The following is a 21,840-nucleotide window of genomic DNA, read 5'->3' on the forward strand; positions in this document are numbered from 1 at the left end:
CGCCATACGAACAGTGTCAATCTTGGCCGCGCGCTATGATGCCCTTTCAACCTCGCCTCGATCCCAGCCCATGACCTACACCGTCTCCCCCATCGGCTTCGTCCGCTCCTGTTTCAAGGAGAAGTTCGCCATCCCCCGTCAACCGCAACTGGCCCCGGCCGCGCGCGGTGTGCTGGAGCTGGTGGCGCCGTTCGACCAGGGCGAGGCGGTACAAGGCCTGGAGCAAGTCAGCCATGTCTGGCTGCTGTTCCTGTTCCATCAGGCCCTGGAAGACAAGCCACGCTTGAAAGTGCGGCCGCCACGCCTGGGCGGCAACAAGTCCATGGGCGTGTTCGCCACCCGCGCCACCCATCGTCCCAACGGCATTGGCCAGTCGGTCGTGAAGCTGGAACGGGTCGAAGCCGGGCGCCTGTGGCTCTCGGGTATCGATTTGCTGGACGGCACACCGGTGCTCGACATCAAGCCCTACGTGCCCTACGCCGACATCATCGGCTCGGCCTCCAACAGCATCGCCAGCGCCGCGCCTGAGCTCATTCCGGTGCAATGGGCGGACACTGCCCTGCTTCAAGCGCACGAGCATGCCACGCGCCTGGAAGAACCGTTGGTGGATCTGATTGAACAGTGCCTGGCCCAAGACCCACGCCCGGCGTACCAGACTCCTACCGCCGAACGGGAGTACGGCGCGCAGTTCTGGGACTTGGATGTTCGCTGGCATTATCCGCAGCCGAGGTTGATCCGGGTGCTGGAAGTGATTCCGGCGAAATCGTAACCGCCAGAAATGAAAAAGCCCGCGCTACCTTCTTCAGGTAGCGCGGGCTTTTTATGGTCTGGCAGCTGGACCGAGTCGCTGCCATCGCGAGCAAGCTCGCTCCCACAGGTGGTTCGTGTTGTTCACGCGTTTGGATTCAACACAAATCCCCTTGTGGGAGCGGGGAGCGAGCTTGCTCGCGATAGCGATCTATCAGCCGCCACAAATGCAGGCTTACTTCTCTACAAACGCCCGCTCGATCAGGTAATCACCCGGCTCGCGCATACGCGGCGAAACGGTCAGGCCGAAGCTGTTGAGCACTTCACTGGTCTCGTCGAGCATGCTCGGGCTGCCGCACAGCATGGCGCGGTCGTCCTGCGGGTTGATCGGTGGCAGGCCGATGTCGCGGAACAGCTTGCCGCTGCGCATCAGGTCGGTCAGGCGGCCTTCGTTCTCGAACGGCTCGCGCGTCACGGTCGGGTAGTAGATCAGCTTGTCGCGCAGGGCTTCGCCGAAGAACTCGTTCTGCGGCAAGTGCTCGGTGATGAACTCGCGGTAAGCGACTTCATTGACGTAACGCACGCCGTGGCACAGGATCACTTTCTCGAAACGCTCATAGGTTTCCGGATCCTGGATGACGCTCATGAACGGCGCCAGGCCGGTGCCGGTGCTGAGCAGGTACAAATGCTTGCCAGGCTTGAGATCGTCCAGCACCAGGGTGCCGGTGGGTTTCTTGCTGATGATGATCTCGTCGCCTTCCTTCAGGTGCTGCAACTGGGAAGTCAGCGGACCATCGGGCACCTTGATGCTGAAGAACTCGAGATGCTCTTCCCAGTTCGGGCTGGCAATCGAGTAAGCGCGCATAAGCGGGCGGCCGTTGGGCTGTTGCAGGCCGATCATCACGAACTGACCGTTCTCGAAGCGCAGGCCCGGATCGCGGGTGCACTTGAAGCTGAACAGAGTGTCGTTCCAGTGATGAACACTGAGGACACGCTCGTGGTTCATGTTGCTCATGTACGGGGACTCCTGGGAATGGTGCCTGCGCCGATAATCTGCGCAATTGCATCGCATTCTAATGGCGGCGACAATATCTGTTAAATGGATTATTAAGATAAGGGTTATCGGTTATATCGATATGCGATTTACTCTACGTCAACTACAAGTCTTCGTCGCCGTCGCCCAGCAAGAAAGCGTGTCTCGCGCTGCGGGGCAACTCAATCTGTCGCAGTCGGCGGCCAGCACCTCCATCACCGAACTGGAGCGGCAATCGAGCTGCCAATTGTTCGACCGTGCCGGCAAACGCCTGAGCCTCAATGCCCTGGGCAAACAGCTGCTGCCCCAGGCAGTGGCGCTGCTGGACCAGGCCAAGGAGATCGAAGACCTGCTCAATGGCAAATCCGGTTTCGGCTCACTGGCGGTCGGCGCGACGCTGACCATCGGCAATTACCTGGCGACCTTGTTGATCGGCGGGTTCATGCAGCGCCACCCGGAAAGCCAGGTGAAGCTGCACGTGCAGAACACTGCCAATATCGTGCACCAAGTTGCCCACTATGAAATTGATCTGGGTCTAATCGAAGGCGACTGCAGCCATCCAGACATCGAAGTGCAAAGCTGGGTCGAGGACGAACTGGTAGTGTTCTGCGCCCCTCAACACCCACTGGCCAAGCGTGGCCAGGCAACCATGGAGGAGCTGACCCATGAAGCCTGGATTCTGCGGGAACAGGGCTCCGGCACGCGACTGACCTTCGACCAGGCCATGCGCCACCACCGCAGCGCGTTGAATATCCGCCTGGAGCTGGAACACACCGAAGCGATCAAGCGCGCCGTGGAGTCCGGCCTGGGCATTGGCTGCATCTCACGCCTGGCCCTGCGCGACGCCTTCCGCCGCGGCAGCCTCGTCGCGGTGGAAACCCCGGACATGGACCTGGCGCGGCAGTTTTATTTCATCTGGCATAAACAGAAGTACCAGACCTCGGCCATGCGCGAATTCCTCGAATTGTGCCGAGCGTTCACCGCCGGAGCCCAGCGCAGCGACGAAATCGTGCTGCCGACCATTGCCTGAGCCGTTACAGCAGGATCAGCCCCCACACCAACGCGATCATCGTCAGGGCAACGAACTGGGCGGCGCTGCCCATGTCCTTGGCGTTTTTCGACAACGGGTGCAGCTCCAGGGAGATGCGGTCAATGGCCGCCTCCACCGCCGAGTTGAGCAATTCCACGATCAACGCCAGCAGACACACGGCGATCAGCAGCGCCTGCTCGACACGGCTGACGTTCAGGAAGAACGACAACGGAATCAGCACAACGTTGAGCAACACCAACTGACGGAACGCCGCTTCGCCGACAAAAGCCGCGCGCAGCCCGTCCAAGGAATAGCCGGAGGCGTTAAGGATGCGTTTCAGGCCGGTCTGGCCTTTAAAAGGTGACATAGAGTGAGCAACTGATCGAAAAGGAGTGGAGAAACTAATTCAAACCCGGTCAAAAAAGCGTGAAGCAGCGCATTAAGCCTGCGGCGAAATTGACTCAAGTTGTTGCAGCAGCAAGGCCGCCTGGGTCCGGGTGCGTACATTCAGTTTACGGAAAATCGCCGTGACGTGGGCCTTGATGGTGGCCTCCGACACATTCAGCTCATAGGCAATCTGCTTGTTCAGCAGGCCTTCGCAGACCATGGTCAATACCCGGAACTGCTGCGGCGTGAGGCTGGCCAGGCCCGCGCTGGCGGCTTTGGCTTCTTCGGACACGCTCACCGCCTCGAACGCCTGGGGCGGCCAGCAGACATCGCCGTCCAAGACCGCTTTCACGGCCTTTTGAATCATTTCAAGGGAACTGGATTTGGGGATGAACCCACTGGCGCCGAACTCCCGGGCCTTGACCATCACCGAGGCTTCCTCCTGGGCCGAGACCATGACCACGGGGATCTGCGGGTATTGGCCGCGCAACAGCACCAGTCCTGAAAAACCGTAGGCACCGGGCATGTTCAGGTCCAGCAGCACCAGGTCCCAATCGGCCTTCGCCGTCAGTTGGACCTCCAGTTCCGCGATACTGGCCACCTCCGTCAACCGGACAGCCGGGCCAAGGCCCAGGGTCACTGCCTGATGCAACGCGCTGCGAAAGAGCGGGTGGTCATCGGCAATCAGGATTTCGTATGTGGCCATTTTTCAAATGATCCTGTTTTTAATGGCAGGCCCGATGCATTCGCGCCTCGCCAAGACAACTCAAGACACCACCCTGCAGCGGCATCCACAGGGCACGTGCAACGCCAAACATAGCGTTTCAAACAGTGGTCGGCGCCCTGGTCGGCGCCAAGCATGCCCAGCGAAGCCGGGGTGGTCAAGCAGCACGGCCGCCCCTGCGTCCAGTATGGGCCACTATTGGGCCAATACTGCTTGCGGGGTGCGAATGAAGGGTTGCAACTCGGCATGGGCCGGGGTCGACACGTTCACTTCCTGCTGGCCCTTGGCGCCCAGGTAATGTTGGCTGAACACATCGAAATAGGCATCCAGGGCCGACGCGGCGTCGCTGTCGCCTGCCAATTCCAGACACAACGCCGCTACCTCGGCGGTGCACAGGTGCTCGCTGCGGGTCGAACGACGCAAGCGGTAGCGCGACAGTTTATCGGGCAACAAGCTCAGGATCGGCAGCCGGTCGAAATATGGGCTTTTACGGAAAATCTTGCGCGCCTCCGTCCAGGTCGCGTCCAGCAGAATGAACAGCGGGCGCTTGGCCTGATCGAGGTCTACCGTGTGGGTAACCCGCGATGGCTCCACGTATTCGCCCGGAAACACCAGGTACGGTTGCCATTGCGGGTCGTTCAGCAACGCCAGCAGTTGCTCATCGACCTCGGTGCGCGACCAGATGAACGCATGGTTGTCGCGCACCACATCGGCAATCAGCCAACCGGTGTTGCTAGGCTTGAACACCTCTTTGTTGGTCATGATCAGGCAGACCCCGGAACGTGTCTCGACGCTTGGTCGCCAGGCGCACAGGCAATGGCTCTCGATCACCCGGCAGGCGCTGCAACGGGGCGCGCGCCAGCCACGGGCCTGAATCGGCTTGATGCCCTCATCGATGCGCTGGTCACGCAGGCGGGCTACGGCATTAGGGGCGTGATTCATCGTGGACGACGCCGACAGACAGGAAAACTCGACACGAACAACACTCGGCAGGGCAATAAAGGCCGGCAGTCTACCAGAGCGCACGAGCCTGTACCGTCCACCCGGGCTCCCCTATAATCCCCGACCACTGAACGCACAGTCATGTGATCGGTCGAACCACCAGTCACTGAACCAGGAGAGTTTCATGCTGCGCCTTATCGTCCCTACCGTTGCCGTTCTGCTGGCGACGTCCTTCAGCGCTCAGGCTGCCTCGCTGAAAGAACTCGAACTGAACAAGATGCTGCAGAACGTTGCCAAGGAAAGTAGCGTCGGTACGCCGCGGGCGATCAACGAAGACATTCTCGACCAGGGTTATACCGTCGAAGGCACCGAGTTGATCAACCACCTCAGCGTGCAAAGCAGCCATGCCCAGAAAATGCGCGCAGACCCCAAGGCCGTGTATTTCCAGTTGGGTTCCACGGTGTGCACCAATCCGGGCTTTCGCAAGTTGATGGCCAAGGGCGCGACGATGCGCTACGAATTCACCGAGGTTAAGACCAACCGCCCGGTCGCGACCGAACGCTTCCAGGAATCGGATTGCCCGAAACCGGCCAAGACGAAGAAGTAATCAACCCGAGCTTGCGCGCCGCTGCTCATCGTCGGCGCGCAATTCCGCTACCAGCGCCTGCAGGTAGCGCGAGCGCCATGCCCGCCCGCCCAGTCGACGACAGCATTCTTCCTCAAGACTCACCCGATTGGCCTTTGCCGATTCCACCAGCATCAAGTGCAACTGCCTGTCGAGTTCCAGAGTCACCCTGGCCATCTCTCCCGCCTCCATGCCCGATCCGCTTCAATCCATCACGTGGCACCCAGCCCTGGGCGTCAAATTGCATTGGCACGCTTGTTATCAGTAAATCAGAGCGGCACGCACCTGGCCGGCAATCTGACGAGCGGCGCGATATTGCCGTGCGCTTATCCAGCGGTTGCCAACGGTCACTTTTGAGCGCCATGATCAGGGCAGCAAAGATCAGCTAGATTCAGAAGTATCCTTAGTATTTGCATCGGGCAGAAAGAGGCTGCCCGGCCAACACTTTGGCGTGCTTGTTTTTATCAAAGGGAAAAGCAGAACCCGCTGGATGGCTTGGTCGCCCTGCCGCAGACCGCGTCAAGCCAGGTTACCCTCCAGGCAGATGCCTGAGCTGACAACGACACACGAAGTGTCGTGGCCCTGACGAATCTCTCGTCCGGGCCGGGGTCCTGTTAAGAAGGAGAAGTTGAATGCCTTATAAACCGAATGACCTGCTCAGTCGTCATTTTGAGAACCACGGCCACGACCTCACCCGCAAGGTTGAAGAACAACTCAACCTGGTGTCTCCCAACAGTCCCAACCTCCCCATTTACCGTGACATGATCCTGACTGTGCTGCGCATGGCCCAGGAAGATCACAACCGCTGGAATGCCAAGATCACGCTGCAGGCCCTGAGGGAGCTGGAACAGGCCTTTCGTACGCTCGAACAATTCAAGGGCCGGCGCAAAGTCACGGTCTTCGGCTCGGCCCGAACGCCCATTGAACATCCGTTGTACGGCCTGGCCCGAGAGCTGGGCGCTTCGTTGGCGCGTTCGGACATGATGGTCATCACCGGTGCCGGCGGTGGCATCATGGCCGCTGCCCATGAAGGCGCGGGGCGTGACCATAGCCTGGGATTCAATATCACCCTGCCTTTCGAGCAGCACGCAAACCCGACCGTCGAAGGCACGTCGAACCTGCTGCCGTTCCACTTCTTCTTCACCCGCAAGCTGTTTTTCGTCAAGGAGGCCGACGCACTGGTGCTCTGTCCCGGCGGTTTCGGCACGCTTGATGAGGCGCTGGAAGTCCTGACGCTGATACAGACCGGTAAAAGCCCACTGGTACCGGTGGTCCTGCTGGATGTGCCCGGGGGCAAGTTCTGGCAAGGCGCCCTGGACTTTATCCGCGAGCAGTTGGAGGAAAACCGCTACATCCTGCCCACTGACATGAAACTCATGCGCCTGGTGTACAACGCCGAAGAGGCCGTGGAAGAAATCAATCAGTTCTACCGCAACTTCCACTCCAGTCGCTGGCTCAAGCATCAGTTCGTGATCCGCATGAATCACAAGCTAAGCGAGCAGGCCTTGCAGCAGATGCAGGTAGATTTTGCCGACCTGTGCCTGAACGATTGTTTTCATCAACATGACTACAGCGGCGAAGAGCACGACGAGGCGCGGTTCAGTCATCTGACACGGCTGACGTTTACCTTCAACGCCCGCAATCATGGTCGTTTGAGGGAACTGGTGGACTACATCAACCTGCCGGAAAACTGGGCCCAGCCCGCCCAAAAACCCCATCCCCTCACCTGGGAACCGATCAAGGTAACCTGAGCCCATAAAAAAACGGCCCGCTATCGAAATAGCGGGCCGTTTTTGTTTAATCATCCATACCGCGACCGCTGAACAAACGGTTGATCATTTCCATGGAGTAGCCTCGGTACGCCAGGAAACGCCCTTGCTTGGCTCGCTCTCGTGCATCGATGGGCAAATGCCCTGAGAACTTGCGGCGCCAGGTGTCCGTCAGTTGCTCCTGCCAATCGATACCGCTTTCGCGCAAGGCGAGCTCGATATCCGGGCGTTGCAAGCCACGCTGACCCAGTTCCTCACGAATGCGCAAAGGACCATAGCCGGAGCGGGCGCGATAAGCGACGAAACTTTCCAGGTAACGGGATTCCGATAGCAGGCCCTCTTCAGTCAAACGGTCGAGGGCCGTGTCGATCAACTCATCGGGCGCGCCGCGCTGACGCAGTTTACGCGTCAGCTCGACTCGACCGTGCTCGCGCCTGGCGAGCAGGTCCATCGCGGTTCGCCGCACCGCGACGAGGGTATCGAGTACGGCGGTCATCGGATCAATCAGATGTCAGCGTCAGCCAGGTCGTCAACGGGCTCGCGATTAGCCACGGACTTGACGTCTGCAACCGGGCTCAACAGTTTGTCACGCAGTTGCTTCTCGAGAGCAGCGGCAACTTCCGGGTTATCCGCCAGGAACTTGGCCGAGTTAGCCTTGCCCTGACCGATCTTGGTGCCGTTGTAGGCATACCAGGCGCCCGACTTCTCAACAAAACCGTGCAACACACCCAGGTCGATCATCTCGCCATTGAGGTAGATGCCCTTGCCGTAAAGAATCTGGAATTCGGCCTGACGGAACGGCGAAGCCACCTTGTTCTTCACGACCTTGACGCGGGTTTCACTGCCAACCACTTCATCACCTTCTTTCACCGCGCCAGTACGGCGGATGTCGAGGCGAACCGAGGCGTAGAACTTCAGTGCGTTACCACCAGTGGTGGTTTCCGGGCTACCGAACATCACACCGATCTTCATACGGATCTGGTTGATGAAGATCACCAGGCAGTTGGCATTCTTGATGTTACCGGTGATCTTGCGCAGGGCCTGGGACATCAGGCGGGCCTGGAGGCCCACGTGCATGTCGCCCATTTCACCTTCGATTTCAGCCTTTGGCACCAGTGCCGCCACGGAGTCGACGATGATCACGTCTACCGCGTTGGAACGTACCAGCATGTCGGTGATTTCAAGGGCCTGCTCGCCGGTGTCCGGCTGGGAAACCAGCAGGTCGTCGACGTTGACGCCCAGTTTGCCGGCGTATTCCGGATCCAGGGCGTGTTCGGCGTCGACGAAGGCGCAGGTCGCGCCGGCTTTTTGGGCCTGGGCGATCACGGACAAGGTCAGTGTGGTTTTACCGGAAGATTCAGGACCGTAGATTTCAACGATTCGGCCTTTTGGCAGACCGCCAATGCCAAGCGCAATGTCCAGGCCCAGGGAGCCGGTGGAGATGGAAGGAATAGCCTGACGGTCCTGATCGCCCATACGCATTACGGCACCCTTGCCGAATTGACGTTCGATCTGACCCAAGGCCGCAGCCAAGGCTTTCTTCTTGTTGTCGTCCATTAAAGTCCTCACGTAATCAATAAGGCCTGACGGCCAACACCTGTATAAGTAGCCAGTATTATTCCACAGCGATTGAGGATCGCCTACCCCTGATTTGAGATTTCTACAGCGGCATGTTGCAACAGCCCCTCTAGCGCGGCCTTCACCGTTTGTCGGCGGACCTCGTCGCGGTTGCCTGCAAAGAAGCGCAGCTCGCTGATCAGCGTCTCGCCTACGCCCCAAGCCAGCCACACGGTGCCCACCGGTTTGCTCGGCGAGCCCCCGTCCGGCCCGGCCACCCCGCTGACCGCCACGGCAAAACGCGCCAGGCTTTTGCGCTGGGCGCCTTGTGCCATGGCCTCGACTACCTCGCGGCTGACCGCCCCGACCTTCTCGAACAACTCGGCCGGTACGTCGAGCTGCTGGCTCTTCTGGCGATTGGAATAAGTGACGTAACCGGCCTCGAACCAGGCCGAACTCCCGGGAATCCGGGTAATCGCCTCGGCAATACCCCCGCCGGTGCAGGACTCGGCCGTGGTGACGTGGGCATTGAGCAACTGCAGGCGCCTGCCCAGTTCAGCGGCCAGTTCGGTAATGTCGTCCATGGTGCTCTCCTGATTCCACGCGATTGAGGCCTACCGTACACGAGCAGTCGACGCTTGCAAGGCTCGCCGGATTACCGACCCAGCGCCCTGACGTAGGCCTGGCAAGCCTGCAAGGCAATCAGTCCGCGGTCGCCTGCGTCGGTGATGGCGATAATTCGTTGAGCATGCGCTGGGTCAAGTCCGGCTCTCGCTCTTCCATGAACCACGCCGCTGGCGCTGGCGGCGGCAGGCACCGAGCAGCTACCGGCCGGTTCCTCGGCAAGGAGGACTGACAGCCTAAGATCAGAAGTAGCGAGACGATCGCGAAGATGAGCCTGATTTTTTTGGGCATCGGTCATTACCTGATAGTGGGTTTGTTCGCTGACAAACAGGCGTTGCTCGAGCGCGAGACGCTTATTCTGCTCTGCCTGTACCTGAGCGACAGCCGCGCTGCTGATCTGCTCCAGGTCGGATTGATGCAAGCTGGTCTGCTCCGCCAACTGTTTGCCGTAGCGCCAGTCCTGGACCTTCCATGTCGCGCCGACCAGCAGCAGCGCCAAGCCGCCCACGACCAGCGCCTTCAATGCCAGTGGGTTCATGGCACGTCCTTGAAGAAGATGTGATTGCCCAGGCGCAAGGTCTGTTTCGCCTGCTCGGCCCAGACCGGTGGCTTGAGCATCGTGCTCGCGTAGTAGTGGGTGGCCCCGCCTGTGATGTCAGGCTCTGCGCCGGAGATCACCAGGTCAGCCGCCCGCTTCGCCTGGGCGAACTGCTTCGACGGGATTTCCTTTGCTCCACTCAGGTACGGGAAGTTCGGGTCGCTTTTGTTCCAGCAACTGAACTGATAGGGCTTCAGGCAGACACCGACATAGCCTTCACCCCACCAGGATCTGGCGTTACCGTCGAACACGCGGTTACGGATGGTCCAGGCCACGGCTATCTGGCCGGACAATCCTTCGCCGCGAGCCTCACCCCACAGGGTTCGGGCGAGGATGTCGCAGTCCTTTTCGATTGCAGTCATATTTTCCTCTAGAAAAAATCCCTTTTAAGTGAGCACAAGAACGCCGGCGGCGTGCTGCTCACGATTGCGGTCTGACATTCAGGATGGCGTTGACGGACCTACAGCAATCGCGAGCAAGCTCGCTCCCACCAGGGTCTCGGTTGCACGCCGTGCATGTACAACGCTGAACAAAAACTGTGGGAGCGAGCTTGCTCGCGATTGCGGTGTGTCAGGCAATGGGGATGTTGAATGTAAGGGCGCTATCGCGAGCAAGCTCGCTCCCACAGAAGGGCTGGTGGCGTCAGGCTTTGGCATCCAGGCAGGTTGCATGAATCAGGCAGCGGTAGCTTTTTTCCCGGTCGCCACTGGCGGTGACCTTGTCGATCGACCAGCGACCGCGCATGAAATCCGGCCAGGTGGGGTCCAGCAGTACGATGCCCTCGGCGGACAGTCCAGGGTTGCCAGGGCATTCGATGGTCACCTTGAGTGCTTCGCGCAGCATCCGGCGCACCTCCCCTTCGCCGGCAGCTCGGGCGTCGTCGGCGCTCTGGAAGCGCTGGCGCAGGGTCTTGAACGGCGCGATGCCGCTCTCCTCGACCTGCAGCTTGCCGGCCGCCGCATCCCACCACCGGGTCTTGCAGCCCTGGTACTTGGCCCGGGCGGTTTCATCAAACTTGGCCGAAATGAAGGCGTGGTCGCCCGGGCGATTGTTGGTCGTCACCGACAGTTTCATCTCGGGCAGGACCTTGCCCGATAGCGACTTCACCTGGCCGCGCCGGGCCAGCACATACAGCTCGTTGATCGGCTTGGCGACGGCGTCATAACGGTGAGCCAAGCGCGTCAGGAACCCCATGTCGGTCTCGTTGGTCTGGTCGATGTGCTCGATTTTGATCAGCGACAGGTCCGGCGCCACACGGGGTGAAAACCCGTGCCTGGAGGTCAACTGACGAAACAGCGCACCCAGGGTCGTCGGGCCATGGCTGACGGATCGACGCTGCTTGAACCCGGTCTGGTCCGCCGCGCTGAATGGGGCCGCCATGGCCACTAGTGTGAGATTCAAGGGAAACAGCGTTGGCGTGCGCCGGGTAATGACGAACTCGCCTTTGTCCACCAGCCCCGACTCCAGGTAACCGACCCGCAGACCGATTTTCCCACCGAAACTGGGCAATCCTTCAAGCCCGTCCAGGCTGATGGTGAGCGTCAACTGATCGGACTCGATCCCCGCCGCGTCGACGTGTGTCCAACTGAGCAATCGTTCGTTGAGCAGCGCGGCGTTCGCGCCATAAATTTCCACCGCTGGCGTGAAACCCAATGACATGTCGCCTCCTTAATCCCAGGCCGAAACCGGTGGGGTTGCCACGGGCTTGAGGTCCACTTCCGGCAAGACCACCCACACGCCCGCCGGCAATACCGGGCCCCATTCCGCCAGCCCTGGATTGAGCCGCCAGAGCGCTTCCTCGACGATGTCGTCGCAACGCTCCAGCTCGCGGTACAGCAACAGATTCACCGAATCACCGGCGATACTTCGAACCCTACGCATTGGCGAACTCCATCAATTCAACCACCCAGCCGACCACCATCGCCGTGCCGTCATCAATGATTTCGGTCTGGGTTTCCGTGACCTTGTTGATCTGCCACAGGCCCCAGTTGCGGCCGATGCCATCGACCAACGGCAGCGGGACGCGCTGCGCCTGCAATGCGCGCAACTCATCGAGACGATCCATGGCGGTCGCATACATCGACTTGCCCGTGATCGTCAGCCCTTGCAGGCCTTGGCCGATCTGGCTGGACTTGGGTTTGCTGGTGAGAATGTCGATGCTTTTCCAGCCACCGTCCGACGTATGCACCAGTTGGTGGTACGCAAAATTTCTCGACAGGCCAAAGATGAAGCTGCCGAGGGCCATTTGTTGACGCATCACGTACCTCCGTCGGTCAGGGCCGCATCACTGCGCATGGCCAGTGAGTTGGGCATGGTCGTTAAGCCGAATTGGCCCGAGAGCTGCTGCACCACCAGGTTGGCCAACTGACTCGCGCTGGCCTGGTCCTGGCCGTTGATGTAGATGTTTGCGGTCATGGTGTTTTGCTGTGTGGTTGCCTGGGTGCTGGCCAGGTCTTTGCTGACCTGGTCTGGCGCGGCGAGCCTGTCGGCGGGGGCAACGAGTTTTTCACCCAGAGACGCGCCGGCATCGCTCCCCAACCAGCCGCCCAGCAGTCCGCCAATCACACCACCAATGGCAGTGCCGAGCACCGGAACGACACTCCCCAAAGCGGCACCGGCCGCAGACCCCGCAGCAGCACCTGCCCAGCCACCACCGGCGGCTCCCAGGCCTGCGCCCATCATTCGCTTGTCGCCGGTCAGCACACCCTCGGCCACATCAGCGACGGCGCCGACGACTTTTAATGGGCCGGGCGCCCTGCGAGTCATCGAGCGTAACGAGGCGGTTGGCCCGAGTGACAAACGCCCTGCGCCCCCCTGTGAGCCTCGTGTACTGACGCGTATTTTCGGCCTGGATTCGGGACGCTGGTTGGCATTGCTTGTATCCAGCTTGTTCACACGAGAATTTCTGAAATCTTCGGTGATCACCTCACCCAATCGGCCGGGAAGGCGCGGAGCGGCCCTCCCCAACACCCGCTTGGCCACCTGACTGGATATCTCATCCCCTACCGCTTTGAGCAGCGCCCCCACCAGCGGTTTGATCGCTGCGCCAATCAATATGATGGCCGCGGCGGCTTTAGGTGAGGATTCAGCCAACTCACTCATGCCATCGGCCAGCGAACCCAGCCACTGGAACGAGGTATCCGCCGAAGGCATCAAGGCATTGCCCGTGGCCACCGACAAACGCTCGCTGCGGGCGTTGAGGATATTCAGCTGGCCTTGCTGGGTTTTCGACAGCGCCAACGCGTCCTGCCGCACCGAGCCGTCGTTGCCCAATTGTGAAGTGGCGTACTGGCTTGGGTCTTTCACCTGCAAGAAGGCGGCGTTCACATCGGGCAGTTTCTGCGCCATGCGCAACACCGCCTCATCGCCGTTGCCGAATAACGTGGCGGCAAGGGCCGAGCGCTTGTCGGCCGGTTGCGCATTCAAGGCCGCCAGCACCGTCATCACCGTGCCAGGCGCCGTGTCCTTGTCACGCAAACCGCCCGCCACCGCCGTGGGCGCCAGGCCCAGCTGTTTCCAGGCCGTTTGTTCGGTGACGGAGGCCTGGTCCCCCTTACTAAGGGCCGTCGTGAAGCTATCCAGTGCCAAGCCGGCTTCAGCTTGCTTGGCCCCGGTATTGAGCAATGCCGCCGTCAACGCGGCGGCTTGCGCAGGGGCCAGGCCTGCCGTCGTCGCCGCCGCACCGTCACTCTGCAAGACCGCACCGATCTCAGCCGCTTTCGCACCATTGGGTAATTTGCCCAACTGGTTGGCGGCATCCGCCAAGTCAAAGGCTTGGGCGCCGCTGAGCTTCATGGAGATGCGCCATTCGGCCAGCATTTCGGCGGCCTTCATGGCCGGCATCTCGAACGCCGCCGCGGTGACGCCAGCATCCGAGGCGAAATTCGACAGGACTAGCTGTCGCTCCGAGGCATCGTGCACATCGCTACCGATGCCTTTCCTGGCCGCCAGGCTTTGCATCTTCACCACTTCAACCGCCGTGGTGCCCCCGGCCGCCACCAGCGGAGCGGCGGCGATCTGCTGGGTTGCCTCAGCCACCTGTTGAATCTGGCGCGGCCCAAATTGGGTGGCCTTTTTCAGATCGGCCATGGCCGAATCCATCGCTATCGCGGGTTTGAGCAGCGCCGGTGGTTCGATACCACCGCCCGACTTAGCCTTGGGCTCATTGGCCGACTCACCCTTGGCGTCGGCGCCCATCGTTTGGGAGAACAATCGTTGCGCCGACAGCTTCACGGTCAGCGACTCGATCGCCGTGGTCAGCAGTCCGAGCTTGAGCCCGAGTGTTTCCAGCGCCAGATCGAGGCTCGCCAGTTGATCCCTGGCGAACGCACCTTGCGCCGACACGCCACTGGTGAGGCTGGTATCACCGAACGCCAACCCACGCTCATCGAAGGCTGTGTATTTGAGCGAATATCTATCGTCTGCCATCCCGCTCTACTCCTGTTTCACGCCAAGGCGAGTGATCGCGATGTCGTAGCGGCGCAAGGCCTTGCCGGCGTCCCACTCCAGGATTTCCGCCTCACTTACCGAGTAAATGAGCGGCACCACATCGAGGATCACTTCGATGTCGCGCTCCGAAAGAAGTCCGCCGGTTTGTTTAAAAAATCGTCGATGCGTACCTGCAACTGGGTCCAGTCGGGCACGGTCAGCCGATCGAGATCGGGGATCATCAGGCCGGTGCAATGGGCGGTGATGAACTCGGCGCGTTCCTTGGCCGTCTTCAGTTTTTTCATCGCCTTGGTGGCGCGCAGCACCGGCATTTCCAGGGTCAGCGAAGTCATGCTGCGGCCCGCGACGTCGAGCGGTTGCAGCAGCGGCACCTGGTCGGGATCGGCCGCTGCGCCGTCCACCGATTCCAGAAAGTGCGACGCCGGGCGGGTGGACATTTCGTGCACGTATTGCGCAATGGTCACGTAGTCCGGGCGCTTGAGTTGGTCGAGTTCCTTGACCGACAGGCCGGTGGCCAGTTTGGCCAGTTCGAAGAACTGGTCGTCTTCGTCATCGCCAGCGCGGGCCAGGGCGTCTTTCTGCGCAGCGTAGTACAGCGGCTTGAGTGGGAGTTGCTCGATCTGCGAGCCGTCGTCACCGGTGATCGGCGACAACAGCTCATGGGTAGGAGGCATCCAGGACATGAATCAATTCCTTGGTAAATCGGGGGACAACCTGTGGGAGCGAGCTTGCTCGCGATAGCGGCCTGACATTCACTATTGATGTCGACTGATACTCCGCCATCGCGAGCAAGCTCGCTCCCACAGGGGCTGGCAGTGACTTAGGGCAACAACACCGCACGACGCGCATCACCGAGGATGTCGACGCCGTTGAGCACGAACTTCTGGGTGCGCACGTCGATGTCGATCACCGGAACGCCGTTTTCCAGGCGGTTGTAGGTGCGGCAGGACAGATCAAGAATGGTCTTGGGCTTCTCGCCCATTTTCAGCGTGGTCTCCTCGAGCGATTTCAACTTGCCGCCCACCGTGTGGTAGGTGAACCAGGTGTTGCCGTCCTGATCCTGGCCGGCTTCACGCACGTTCAGCAGAATGTCGTCGCCCACCGTCACGCCCAATGCCAGCATGACTTCCGGACCAAGACCTTGCAGCGTCAGCTTGGCTGTCAGCACTTTGCCGCCCTTGGCCATTTCCTCGCCAATGAAACGGCCGCCACGCATCTCTTCCATCTCGAATTCGATCTTCGGCGGAGTGAAATCTTCCACGGTCGCCGACAACGGCAGGCCTTGCAGAGTGGCCGCGATGGCCTGTCTTACGCGGTTGGTAAACATTAGAGAACGTCCTCCAGGAACTGCTCGATGATTTCATCGCGGGCATTGAGTTGATAAATCATGTGTTCGTTCGGCGCGTAGCGGCCGTAGTCGATGACCACGTACCAGGTGCCGTTCTTGTACTTCTCGACGCTGTTCAATTCCGGGTGCAGGTACACGCTGCCGCCGGGAATGGTTTCATCGGCCACCAGGGTTTGCAGCCAGTCGTTGATGCGCTTGACCTCCTGGTCCATGAACGATTTGGTCAGGTTCTTGGCCATGGCTTTCTGGCCGGCCTTCACCAGCTTGCGGCTGATGGCATCCTCCAGGCCGACGTAGCTGATGAACTTGCCGGTGATGGAGCGGTTACCCAACAACGAGAAGCCGCCAAGGATGGTCCGGGCGTAGTAGCTGACGCCGTAGCGGTTGAGCAGATCGCCTTCGGTGGAGGTGTCGAGGATGTTGTATTCGACCGTGCGCGAGACGTCTTCGGCGAAGGTCACCTGGTTGCCCGGACTCTCCCATTGCTTGACCTTGGCCAGCGCGGCGATGGCCAGGCTCGACGGCGCGAGGAAGACGTTTTTCTTCGCCGCCTTGGAGTACACCGCCGGCATGTTGTGCACCACCAGGCAACGGTCAAAACCGAGGTCAGCGCCGCCCAACTCCTGGCTGTAAGTCACTTGGTCAGCGACCGCGGCGTCCTTGCCATCGAGCACCACACGCGCCTTGATGCGCTTGCCGAACGAAGCGAACTCGCCGGCCACGGCCTTGGTGCCGGTGAAGCCTGGCGCGCCGATGATGGTCAGGTCCTCGGCCACCCCACTCAACGCCGCCAAGCCCAACTTGCGACCGGTCTGCGCTTCGATGCCGCCGATCACATTGTTCTGGGTGTCGGCCGGGGTCGCGCCCTCTTCGACGATGACGACGTAGACCGGCACCTTGACCACCTTGAGGATTTGGTAGACCGCCTGGAACAGCGTGCCCGCCTCGGCACCGGTCGGGTCCAACTGGGCCTGGGTGGTGAAGCTGTTGATACGGAACGGGGTGTTTTTCGGGATCAGCGGGTTGGCATTCGGCGCGGTGCCGATCAGCCCAATGACGTTGTCACCCAGGCCACCCATGGCCTCGGGAGATTCAGTGGCATTGACGGTAATGCCGTTGTGCTCGAAGTTCAAAACCTCAGCCATGGTTATTCAGCCTTTTTGGTGGTGGCCTTTTTGGCCGGTTGGGTTGGGATGGCTTGCGTGTCGACAGCCTGTTTGTGCGCCTCCAGGACGCTGGTCAGCTCGAGGCGACCGGCGCTGCGCAAGGCATTAGCCTCGACATCCAGCAGTTCGAGCTTCTGGCCGATGCTCGACCAGTGGCCGCCGCCGGCAGGAAATGGCAGCAGCACGGTGTATTGCTTACGAATGGGCATCTACGGGTTCTCCAGACGCGAAAAACACAAAAGCCCCGTCACGGGGCTTATTGCGGGCGAAAAAAAACCGCTCTCGCGGTCGTGGTCTACTTGATGAAATCTGGCAGTACAGGCCAGAGCAGCCTGGACGGCTCCGCATCCGTTTCGGGGATATCTCGCAAGGCCTGGCGATAAGCCTTGATCTCGGCAAGCTGAGTTTCTGTTGCTGGGAAGTCCGGTAGTTGGGTGAAATCCGTGTCTCGCAGAAGTTGGTTGCGACGCGTGCGGATGGCGGCCCATTCGATTTCACGCGACGGTACGGCAAGTGGAATTTCGGGTGTGTCATTGTTGGACAGATCAGACATGTTCATTCCTTAGCTGAAAACAACGGTTTCGGCCAGCGACAACTTGGTGGTCAAATCCCCAAGATTGAATAGCCGACCATTGCCCACGCGCATGGTGTCGATACGCACGGTGGTGTAATAAACGTTGGGAATCAGAATTCGCATGACGACATTACCGTTTGTGTCGGCATAGACAGCAGGGGCCATATTCCCAAAGGTCGAAACGCTTTGCAGGACCCGAGTGGGCTGATAGGAATACCCCACCAGCGTTTCGTCGATTATTTTGGCTGTGCCGTAGCTGTAGCCCTTGATGTTGAACCAGAACATCTCCGAATTGACATTGATGTTAAGCGGCACTTTGAAATGCATGTACACATTTGAACTGGCACCCAGGTTGGTGGAAACAAAATCCCCCTGTGCTGTTGCGCCATAGACGCCGCCAGTTCCGTATACGTGTCCCTGCAGGATATTGCGACGAATCGTGCCAAGGGCGCTTGGATCCCCTTCCACATCCTTCTGGCTTCGCCACTCATTGAACTGTGTCAAAGCCGTGGCCATGGTTGTGTTGATACTGCCGATTTTTCCATTGACCACCGTGGTCAAATTATTGGCCGCCGATACCAGCGACGCGATAGTGGTTTCCAGACTCACATTCAGGTTCCTTGTGCTATTTGATTATTTGGCTTCGAGCGCTATCACTCGAAACATCAGGCCCACGTGCCGCGCCATGTTGTCGATATTGGCGGTAGCCAACGTGGCGATTTCTTCACTCAATAGAATGTTCAGGTTGTCGGACCCGACCACCACCGTGACGCTTTGCGCCGGCAACGGTGAAATATCCAGCGTGAACTTTTGCAAGACTCGTGCTGCAGCCGCTTTGTAGGTCAGCAGCTTTCCAGCCACCGAATACACCGCCAGCAGCGTGCCGGTGGAAAGATAGAAACCGAACTCGCCAATCTCATATTCATCCGGCCCCTCAAACAAAGCGGCCATTCTCAGCTGCCCTGGGTCCAGGTCTTCGTAATCCACGATTGGCACACGCTGTCGCTCATTGCGAAGCGCCGTTTCCGATCCATTGGGATCGTAGCGGGCGGTGCCGGCACCGATGTGAGTGATCTCACCTTTCAAGCCTTGGTTCTTTGCCTGCAACACTTCGGCCAGGCCGGCGGAAGTGAAGCGAACCAAGCGCGTAATGTCTTCTGTCATGACTGCGCCCTGAGGTCGTAATCGTTAATGGTGTAGCGTTGGGAAATCCCAATGCCGATAAGCCGCGCACCGAGATCGAGTAGCGGCAGTGCCCCGCACAAAAACAGCTCACCGTCAGTCAGCGGCCCGTACAAAACTGCCGCCGCTGCCAGGCCACCGCGGGTTTGATGCACGAGGGTGATGGTGGCCTGGTCGCGCTCGCTCTTGGCTGCATTGATCCGCTGAATCAAGCGATTGTGATCGCCACTGGACCAGTCCTGGCCAATGATCGCCTGTACATCAAAGGTGTAAGGGTGGGCACGAGGTTGCTGCTCGTACCAAGCGGTGACGTGAGGCGTGAACCCCAGTGATTCAACGGCGTGGTTCAAGGCTTGACGGGTGCCCGCCTGGCGCTGGATCTGCCAGGACAATGAAACGGTCAGGCGTTTTTCCAGTTCACTGGCTCCCGCATTCCACTCACTGACGCCCCGATCCGCCGCCAGATAAGGCAAGAATGCGGACGGCGTCTCACTCGGGTTCATCAATTCGGGGAACGGCGGCTGAACGCGATCGAGCAGCTTGGTGAAACCCAGATCCAGTGCCCTTTCCAGGGGTGAACTGTTGGCCGGCAGCAGACTCGGCAACACAGCGAAATCACTCATAGCGTGAGCACCTCCACGTCTACCGTCGTGCAATAGGGCGCTTCGAAAGCGCTGGTCACGATGGGCTCCAGCGGCTCGAGAATCTCAAGTTGCACCGCTCCGGCCGAATGGAGGGTGTAATCGATCCAACTAGGATCCACCCGGCCTTCCAACCGATGACATGTATTGGCATAGCCTTGCAATTGCTGCTGTGCCGCTGCGCGGGTCAGTCCTGAATCAGGACCACTGTTGATCCTGGCGATGACCCGAATCTTGTAGGGTTTTATCTGCGCGCCCTGCACCGTCACCAGATCGGTTTCCGGCCGGACATCGGGACGGGCGAAATGTCGACGAACACCTTCGAGCAACTGTGCAGAGGGCCTGCCATCGCCTTCACGAGACAGCACCGTCACCATCACCTCGCCAGGCGCGGTACGGCGGGCATTGCCGTCCTTGATTTGAGCGGCAAAACCGTCAGGGTCAAAGGTGTAGGTCACTGTCACGACACCGGATGCGGTGCTATCCACCTTCACCACCGGCCGTTCCCCCAATGTAAAAATCTCCCGCCGATACTGCATGCGCGAGCCGGCCGCCGGAGCATGGGGCGCCAGGTAATAACGCAACCGGGCATCATCATCGCTCTCATAGACCGGGGGAATGGGCGGGAAGGCCGCCGGGTCGCCCGGGTCGAGCAGCTGACGCTCAAGGCCCATGTCCGCGAGGCGAGCGTCGAGGTTGGTGCCCGTGGCCCACCACGCCAACATCTGCTTGATGCGGGCATTGTATTTGCGTTCGTGGGTTTGCAGCCGGACACAGAATGCCTCGAGGGCCAGGGTCAGCAGTTCGCTTTCGTTTTCGAGGCTGTCCAGCAACTTGGTGGCGCTACCGGGAGAGCGTGCGGCGACGTATTCGACCACGAAGGTCTTGAACTCTGCGAGCAAGTCCTCGAAGGCTTCGACGGTGACGATGGTCGGTTCGGCCAGTTGGTTCTGGCCGGGTATCAACATGCTCATGTCACCACCTCGAAAGTCTGTTTGCGGTTCTTCCAGGTGCCAGCGAAACGCAGCAACAATCCGGCGCCGTGCCGACTGGCGACAATGACCTGCGGCTCGAAATCATCGATGCCGTTGTCCGGGTTGTAGAACGCTTGGGCCGCGTGGCTCTGGGCAAGGATCAGCAGGTCGTCGCCGAGGTTCTGCCCCAGCAACTGCGTGAGGGCGCAGCCATACAACGGGCGCTTCTGGCGAGTGCCCAACGGCGTGGTCAATGCACGGGTGGCGCGCTGCACGAACTGCAGCCAGTCGTCGACCGTGGCGCCGGTATTTCGATCGATTCCAATCATGAGGAAATCTCTTATGCGGTACTGATGACGCGTCCCTGGTGATCCACCACCGGGCCGCTCAGGTGCACACCGGAGGCGTCGAGCCGAATGCCGACGGCGCCGACTTTCAATTCGATGGCCTCGGGTGTCATCGCCAACTGCGACGGGCCGATGCTCAGTTGGAGGGCTTCACGGGAACCGCTGAACGCCGCCGGGCCGTTTTGCCAGTGCAGGACATGGCTGGCGTGGTCGTAGCCGTTTTCCGTACCGTCCTGATAGAGGCGACGCGTCAGCGAGGCCTGGGTCGAGACGGGCGGGAACTGGCCGCCGTTGAGGCCGAACAACGCCACCGCCTGCCCGCCGCTCTCGCCGCCGCCGTGGTTCAGCAACAGGCACTGCTCGCCCACGGACGGAATCCGCGACTCGCTCTGGGCGCCGGCGCTCGGGTTGAAAAAACGGATCGCTGGGGTCAGCAGTCCGCCATGGCTGACTTTGCAGGTGTTGCTGGCCGCGTCGACTTCCTGGCAAACGCCGATGCGGCAGAAACTCTCCGCCCGCCGATGCATGTCTTCCAGCTCGGTTTCCATCTGCGCCAGACGCTCGATGATCGGCCCCAGATGCATCCGTAACAGCGCATCAAACATGGCTCACCCCTCGAGTGCGGTGTATTGGTCCGGGTCGTCGATGTTCGACACTTCCCAGGTGCGGGCAAACTTCGGGATACCCAGTGGGTCCTCCAGCAGTGTCGGGCCGAGGTACAGGGTTTGGTTGAAGGAAAGGGTCCAGGCGGTGTATTGCCGTGCCGGGTTGATGAACGTGGACGGCAGGCCGTCGAGCTCCGTGGGCAGGTCGCATTGATCGCCCGACAGCCCCCAGCGGTTATCCACAACCAGGTGTTTCAGCTCAGCGGCCAAGTCGCAGGCATCCCAGCCCGGAACCGCCATGACCACTTGCAGGGAAACCGTCAGGACATGGGCGATACGCCCGTCGTTCGCACGGTGGCCGGGTCCATCACGCTCAAGGGCAATCAGCACCCAGGGTTGATCGTCGGTGCCATCGAAGTCCTGGGGGCTGCCGATTTTCAAAGTGGGGTAAGTGGTGCGCAGCGTCTGGGCAATGGCGAAGAACAGCTGCGACGGTTTTTCGATAAGGACGGGCATTG

General features: G+C 60.3%; 29 protein-coding genes and 1 pseudogene. 5 read left to right on the forward strand and 25 right to left on the reverse strand.

Features of this window, described 5'->3' with window-relative positions; genetic code table 11:
* Positions 1 to 70: 70 nt before the first annotated feature.
* The gene (gene tsaA, locus AC3A5O_RS12020; protein WP_122565409.1) at positions 71 to 769 is read left to right on the forward strand and encodes a tRNA (N6-threonylcarbamoyladenosine(37)-N6)-methyltransferase TrmO; all 699 of its coding nucleotides are present in this window, start codon (positions 71 to 73) and stop codon (positions 767 to 769) included.
* Between the two features lie 213 nt (positions 770 to 982).
* Here tsaA and fpr read toward each other — a convergent pair whose 3' ends face one another.
* Positions 983 to 1,762, reverse strand: a complete 780-nt coding sequence (gene fpr / locus AC3A5O_RS12025) for a ferredoxin-NADP reductase (protein WP_003184787.1) — start codon at positions 1,760 to 1,762, stop codon at positions 983 to 985.
* Between the two features lie 121 nt (positions 1,763 to 1,883).
* On the opposite strand from fpr, the gene AC3A5O_RS12030 reads away from it, so the two are divergent.
* A complete protein-coding gene (locus AC3A5O_RS12030; RefSeq protein WP_063322709.1) occupies positions 1,884 to 2,810 on the forward strand; it encodes a LysR family transcriptional regulator in 927 nt (308 codons plus the stop codon).
* 4 nt (positions 2,811 to 2,814) lie between these two features.
* Here the strand turns inward: AC3A5O_RS12030 and AC3A5O_RS12035 are convergent, their stop codons facing one another.
* From AC3A5O_RS12035 to AC3A5O_RS12045, 3 genes are all read right to left on the reverse strand, one after another.
* Positions 2,815 to 3,177: a diacylglycerol kinase gene (locus AC3A5O_RS12035; RefSeq protein ID WP_053118952.1), complete on the reverse strand. Its 363-nt coding sequence runs from the start codon at positions 3,175 to 3,177 to the stop codon at positions 2,815 to 2,817.
* A gap of 72 nt (positions 3,178 to 3,249) precedes the next feature.
* A complete protein-coding gene (erdR, locus tag AC3A5O_RS12040; RefSeq protein ID WP_122565411.1) occupies positions 3,250 to 3,903 on the reverse strand; it encodes a response regulator transcription factor ErdR in 654 nt (217 codons plus the stop codon).
* A gap of 213 nt (positions 3,904 to 4,116) precedes the next feature.
* Entirely contained in the window at positions 4,117 to 4,863 is a 747-nt protein-coding gene (locus tag AC3A5O_RS12045; protein WP_122565412.1) for a tRNA-uridine aminocarboxypropyltransferase, read from the reverse strand.
* 184 nt (positions 4,864 to 5,047) lie between these two features.
* Between AC3A5O_RS12045 and AC3A5O_RS12050 the strand changes: the two genes are divergently transcribed.
* Complete coding sequence (locus AC3A5O_RS12050; protein ID WP_003198359.1) at positions 5,048 to 5,470, forward strand: quorum-sensing-regulated virulence factor family protein; 423 nt, start codon at positions 5,048 to 5,050, stop codon at positions 5,468 to 5,470.
* On the opposite strand, the gene AC3A5O_RS12055 is transcribed toward AC3A5O_RS12050, so the two are convergent.
* The gene (locus tag AC3A5O_RS12055; protein WP_122565414.1) at positions 5,471 to 5,665 is read right to left on the reverse strand and encodes a hypothetical protein; all 195 of its coding nucleotides are present in this window, start codon (positions 5,663 to 5,665) and stop codon (positions 5,471 to 5,473) included.
* A gap of 455 nt (positions 5,666 to 6,120) precedes the next feature.
* Between AC3A5O_RS12055 and AC3A5O_RS12060 the strand changes: the two genes are divergently transcribed.
* Complete coding sequence (locus AC3A5O_RS12060; protein ID WP_122565415.1) at positions 6,121 to 7,239, forward strand: LOG family protein; 1,119 nt, start codon at positions 6,121 to 6,123, stop codon at positions 7,237 to 7,239.
* Between the two features lie 46 nt (positions 7,240 to 7,285).
* Here the strand turns inward: AC3A5O_RS12060 and recX are convergent, their stop codons facing one another.
* The 3 genes from recX to AC3A5O_RS12075 all read right to left on the reverse strand — a co-directional run bounded on the left by recX (position 7,286) and on the right by AC3A5O_RS12075 (position 9,398).
* A complete protein-coding gene (gene recX, locus AC3A5O_RS12065) occupies positions 7,286 to 7,753 on the reverse strand; it encodes a recombination regulator RecX (protein WP_053118941.1) in 468 nt (155 codons plus the stop codon).
* A gap of 8 nt (positions 7,754 to 7,761) precedes the next feature.
* Positions 7,762 to 8,814 (reverse strand): recombinase RecA, encoded by a 1,053-nt coding sequence (gene recA / locus AC3A5O_RS12070; protein ID WP_014336835.1) that lies wholly within the window; start codon positions 8,812 to 8,814, stop codon positions 7,762 to 7,764.
* 83 nt (positions 8,815 to 8,897) lie between these two features.
* Positions 8,898 to 9,398, reverse strand: a complete 501-nt coding sequence (locus tag AC3A5O_RS12075; protein WP_305491796.1) for a CinA family protein — start codon at positions 9,396 to 9,398, stop codon at positions 8,898 to 8,900.
* A 413-nt stretch (positions 9,399 to 9,811) separates the two neighbouring features.
* Here AC3A5O_RS12075 and AC3A5O_RS12080 point away from each other — a divergent pair.
* A pseudogene (locus AC3A5O_RS12080) lies at positions 9,812 to 9,907 on the forward strand (hypothetical protein); the annotation flags it as partial.
* A gap of 65 nt (positions 9,908 to 9,972) precedes the next feature.
* On the opposite strand, the gene AC3A5O_RS12085 reads toward AC3A5O_RS12080, so the two are convergent.
* The 17 genes from AC3A5O_RS12085 to AC3A5O_RS12165 all read right to left on the reverse strand — a co-directional run bounded on the left by AC3A5O_RS12085 (position 9,973) and on the right by AC3A5O_RS12165 (position 21,838).
* Positions 9,973 to 10,398 (reverse strand): cell wall hydrolase, encoded by a 426-nt coding sequence (locus tag AC3A5O_RS12085; protein WP_122565418.1) that lies wholly within the window; start codon positions 10,396 to 10,398, stop codon positions 9,973 to 9,975.
* A 280-nt stretch (positions 10,399 to 10,678) separates the two neighbouring features.
* Positions 10,679 to 11,695: a contractile injection system protein, VgrG/Pvc8 family gene (locus tag AC3A5O_RS12090; protein ID WP_122565420.1), complete on the reverse strand. Its 1,017-nt coding sequence runs from the start codon at positions 11,693 to 11,695 to the stop codon at positions 10,679 to 10,681.
* 9 nt (positions 11,696 to 11,704) lie between these two features.
* Positions 11,705 to 11,917: a tail protein X gene (locus AC3A5O_RS12095; protein ID WP_063322730.1), complete on the reverse strand. Its 213-nt coding sequence runs from the start codon at positions 11,915 to 11,917 to the stop codon at positions 11,705 to 11,707.
* Complete coding sequence (locus tag AC3A5O_RS12100; RefSeq protein WP_122565421.1) at positions 11,910 to 12,293, reverse strand: phage tail protein; 384 nt, start codon at positions 12,291 to 12,293, stop codon at positions 11,910 to 11,912. The genes AC3A5O_RS12095 and AC3A5O_RS12100 overlap by 8 nt, the downstream gene beginning before the upstream one ends.
* Positions 12,293 to 14,464: a phage tail tape measure protein gene (locus AC3A5O_RS12105; RefSeq protein WP_305469966.1), complete on the reverse strand. Its 2,172-nt coding sequence runs from the start codon at positions 14,462 to 14,464 to the stop codon at positions 12,293 to 12,295. Before AC3A5O_RS12105 ends, AC3A5O_RS12100 begins: the two co-directional genes overlap by 1 nt.
* A 128-nt stretch (positions 14,465 to 14,592) precedes the next feature.
* Complete coding sequence (locus AC3A5O_RS12110) at positions 14,593 to 15,168, reverse strand: phage tail assembly protein (RefSeq protein WP_487753213.1); 576 nt, start codon at positions 15,166 to 15,168, stop codon at positions 14,593 to 14,595.
* Between the two features lie 137 nt (positions 15,169 to 15,305).
* Positions 15,306 to 15,812, reverse strand: a complete 507-nt coding sequence (locus tag AC3A5O_RS12115) for a phage major tail tube protein (RefSeq protein ID WP_305469963.1) — start codon at positions 15,810 to 15,812, stop codon at positions 15,306 to 15,308.
* On the reverse strand, positions 15,812 to 16,978 hold the full coding sequence (locus AC3A5O_RS12120; protein ID WP_487753214.1) for a phage tail sheath protein: 1,167 nt from the start codon (positions 16,976 to 16,978) through the stop codon (positions 15,812 to 15,814). The genes AC3A5O_RS12115 and AC3A5O_RS12120 overlap by 1 nt, the downstream gene beginning before the upstream one ends.
* A gap of 2 nt (positions 16,979 to 16,980) precedes the next feature.
* Positions 16,981 to 17,208: a hypothetical protein gene (locus tag AC3A5O_RS12125; RefSeq protein ID WP_122565427.1), complete on the reverse strand. Its 228-nt coding sequence runs from the start codon at positions 17,206 to 17,208 to the stop codon at positions 16,981 to 16,983.
* An 86-nt stretch (positions 17,209 to 17,294) separates the two neighbouring features.
* On the reverse strand, positions 17,295 to 17,552 hold the full coding sequence (locus AC3A5O_RS12130) for a tail fiber assembly protein (RefSeq protein WP_122565428.1): 258 nt from the start codon (positions 17,550 to 17,552) through the stop codon (positions 17,295 to 17,297).
* A 9-nt stretch (positions 17,553 to 17,561) separates the two neighbouring features.
* A complete protein-coding gene (locus tag AC3A5O_RS12135; protein WP_122565429.1) occupies positions 17,562 to 18,182 on the reverse strand; it encodes a hypothetical protein in 621 nt (206 codons plus the stop codon).
* A gap of 24 nt (positions 18,183 to 18,206) precedes the next feature.
* Positions 18,207 to 18,737, reverse strand: coding sequence for a hypothetical protein (locus AC3A5O_RS12140; RefSeq protein WP_122565430.1), 531 nt, complete (start codon positions 18,735 to 18,737; stop codon positions 18,207 to 18,209).
* Positions 18,734 to 19,378 (reverse strand): phage tail protein I, encoded by a 645-nt coding sequence (locus tag AC3A5O_RS12145; RefSeq protein ID WP_487753215.1) that lies wholly within the window; start codon positions 19,376 to 19,378, stop codon positions 18,734 to 18,736. The genes AC3A5O_RS12140 and AC3A5O_RS12145 overlap by 4 nt, the downstream gene beginning before the upstream one ends.
* On the reverse strand, positions 19,375 to 20,370 hold the full coding sequence (locus tag AC3A5O_RS12150; protein ID WP_305482824.1) for a baseplate J/gp47 family protein: 996 nt from the start codon (positions 20,368 to 20,370) through the stop codon (positions 19,375 to 19,377). Before AC3A5O_RS12150 ends, AC3A5O_RS12145 begins: the two co-directional genes overlap by 4 nt.
* Positions 20,367 to 20,699 carry a phage baseplate protein gene (locus AC3A5O_RS12155; RefSeq protein ID WP_014336817.1) on the reverse strand — a complete coding sequence of 111 codons (333 nt, stop codon included), beginning with the start codon at positions 20,697 to 20,699 and terminating at the stop codon, positions 20,367 to 20,369. Before AC3A5O_RS12155 ends, AC3A5O_RS12150 begins: the two co-directional genes overlap by 4 nt.
* A gap of 11 nt (positions 20,700 to 20,710) precedes the next feature.
* A complete protein-coding gene (locus AC3A5O_RS12160) occupies positions 20,711 to 21,322 on the reverse strand; it encodes a phage baseplate assembly protein V (protein WP_122565434.1) in 612 nt (203 codons plus the stop codon).
* Between the two features lie 3 nt (positions 21,323 to 21,325).
* Positions 21,326 to 21,838: a hypothetical protein gene (locus AC3A5O_RS12165; protein ID WP_305469952.1), complete on the reverse strand. Its 513-nt coding sequence runs from the start codon at positions 21,836 to 21,838 to the stop codon at positions 21,326 to 21,328.
* Positions 21,839 to 21,840 lie beyond the last annotated feature (2 nt).

Source organism: Pseudomonas sp. Soil_N_39 (assembly GCF_057655955.1).

Excerpts from the sequence above, each read along its gene's own strand:
- AC3A5O_RS12120 (WP_487753214.1), bottom strand. The coding sequence starts at position 16,978 with ATGGCTGAGGTTTTGAACTTCGAGCACAACGGCATTACCGTCAATGCC.
- AC3A5O_RS12100 (WP_122565421.1), bottom strand. The coding sequence starts at position 12,293 with ATGCGTCAACAAATGGCCCTCGGCAGCTTCATCTTTGGCCTGTCGAGA.
- AC3A5O_RS12050 (WP_003198359.1), top strand. The coding sequence starts at position 5,048 with ATGCTGCGCCTTATCGTCCCTACCGTTGCCGTTCTGCTGGCGACGTCC.
- erdR (WP_122565411.1), bottom strand. The coding sequence starts at position 3,903 with ATGGCCACATACGAAATCCTGATTGCCGATGACCACCCGCTCTTTCGC.
- AC3A5O_RS12165 (WP_305469952.1), bottom strand. The coding sequence starts at position 21,838 with ATGCCCGTCCTTATCGAAAAACCGTCGCAGCTGTTCTTCGCCATTGCC.
- AC3A5O_RS12145 (WP_487753215.1), bottom strand. The coding sequence starts at position 19,378 with ATGAGTGATTTCGCTGTGTTGCCGAGTCTGCTGCCGGCCAACAGTTCA.
- recX (WP_053118941.1), bottom strand. The coding sequence starts at position 7,753 with ATGACCGCCGTACTCGATACCCTCGTCGCGGTGCGGCGAACCGCGATG.
- AC3A5O_RS12030 (WP_063322709.1), top strand. The coding sequence starts at position 1,884 with ATGCGATTTACTCTACGTCAACTACAAGTCTTCGTCGCCGTCGCCCAG.
- tsaA (WP_122565409.1), top strand. The coding sequence starts at position 71 with ATGACCTACACCGTCTCCCCCATCGGCTTCGTCCGCTCCTGTTTCAAG.
- AC3A5O_RS12035 (WP_053118952.1), bottom strand. The coding sequence starts at position 3,177 with ATGTCACCTTTTAAAGGCCAGACCGGCCTGAAACGCATCCTTAACGCC.
- AC3A5O_RS12130 (WP_122565428.1), bottom strand. The coding sequence starts at position 17,552 with ATGTCTGATCTGTCCAACAATGACACACCCGAAATTCCACTTGCCGTA.
- AC3A5O_RS12090 (WP_122565420.1), bottom strand. The coding sequence starts at position 11,695 with ATGTCATTGGGTTTCACGCCAGCGGTGGAAATTTATGGCGCGAACGCC.
- AC3A5O_RS12155 (WP_014336817.1), bottom strand. The coding sequence starts at position 20,699 with ATGATTGGAATCGATCGAAATACCGGCGCCACGGTCGACGACTGGCTG.
- AC3A5O_RS12075 (WP_305491796.1), bottom strand. The coding sequence starts at position 9,398 with ATGGACGACATTACCGAACTGGCCGCTGAACTGGGCAGGCGCCTGCAG.
- AC3A5O_RS12095 (WP_063322730.1), bottom strand. The coding sequence starts at position 11,917 with ATGCGTAGGGTTCGAAGTATCGCCGGTGATTCGGTGAATCTGTTGCTG.
- AC3A5O_RS12150 (WP_305482824.1), bottom strand. The coding sequence starts at position 20,370 with ATGAGCATGTTGATACCCGGCCAGAACCAACTGGCCGAACCGACCATC.
- AC3A5O_RS12045 (WP_122565412.1), bottom strand. The coding sequence starts at position 4,863 with ATGAATCACGCCCCTAATGCCGTAGCCCGCCTGCGTGACCAGCGCATC.
- AC3A5O_RS12085 (WP_122565418.1), bottom strand. The coding sequence starts at position 10,398 with ATGACTGCAATCGAAAAGGACTGCGACATCCTCGCCCGAACCCTGTGG.
- fpr (WP_003184787.1), bottom strand. The coding sequence starts at position 1,762 with ATGAGCAACATGAACCACGAGCGTGTCCTCAGTGTTCATCACTGGAAC.
- AC3A5O_RS12160 (WP_122565434.1), bottom strand. The coding sequence starts at position 21,322 with ATGTTTGATGCGCTGTTACGGATGCATCTGGGGCCGATCATCGAGCGT.
- AC3A5O_RS12055 (WP_122565414.1), bottom strand. The coding sequence starts at position 5,665 with ATGGCCAGGGTGACTCTGGAACTCGACAGGCAGTTGCACTTGATGCTG.
- AC3A5O_RS12060 (WP_122565415.1), top strand. The coding sequence starts at position 6,121 with ATGCCTTATAAACCGAATGACCTGCTCAGTCGTCATTTTGAGAACCAC.
- AC3A5O_RS12105 (WP_305469966.1), bottom strand. The coding sequence starts at position 14,464 with ATGGCAGACGATAGATATTCGCTCAAATACACAGCCTTCGATGAGCGT.
- AC3A5O_RS12125 (WP_122565427.1), bottom strand. The coding sequence starts at position 17,208 with ATGCCCATTCGTAAGCAATACACCGTGCTGCTGCCATTTCCTGCCGGC.
- AC3A5O_RS12110 (WP_487753213.1), bottom strand. The coding sequence starts at position 15,168 with ATGTCCTGGATGCCTCCTACCCATGAGCTGTTGTCGCCGATCACCGGT.
- AC3A5O_RS12140 (WP_122565430.1), bottom strand. The coding sequence starts at position 18,737 with ATGACAGAAGACATTACGCGCTTGGTTCGCTTCACTTCCGCCGGCCTG.
- recA (WP_014336835.1), bottom strand. The coding sequence starts at position 8,814 with ATGGACGACAACAAGAAGAAAGCCTTGGCTGCGGCCTTGGGTCAGATC.
- AC3A5O_RS12115 (WP_305469963.1), bottom strand. The coding sequence starts at position 15,812 with ATGTTTACCAACCGCGTAAGACAGGCCATCGCGGCCACTCTGCAAGGC.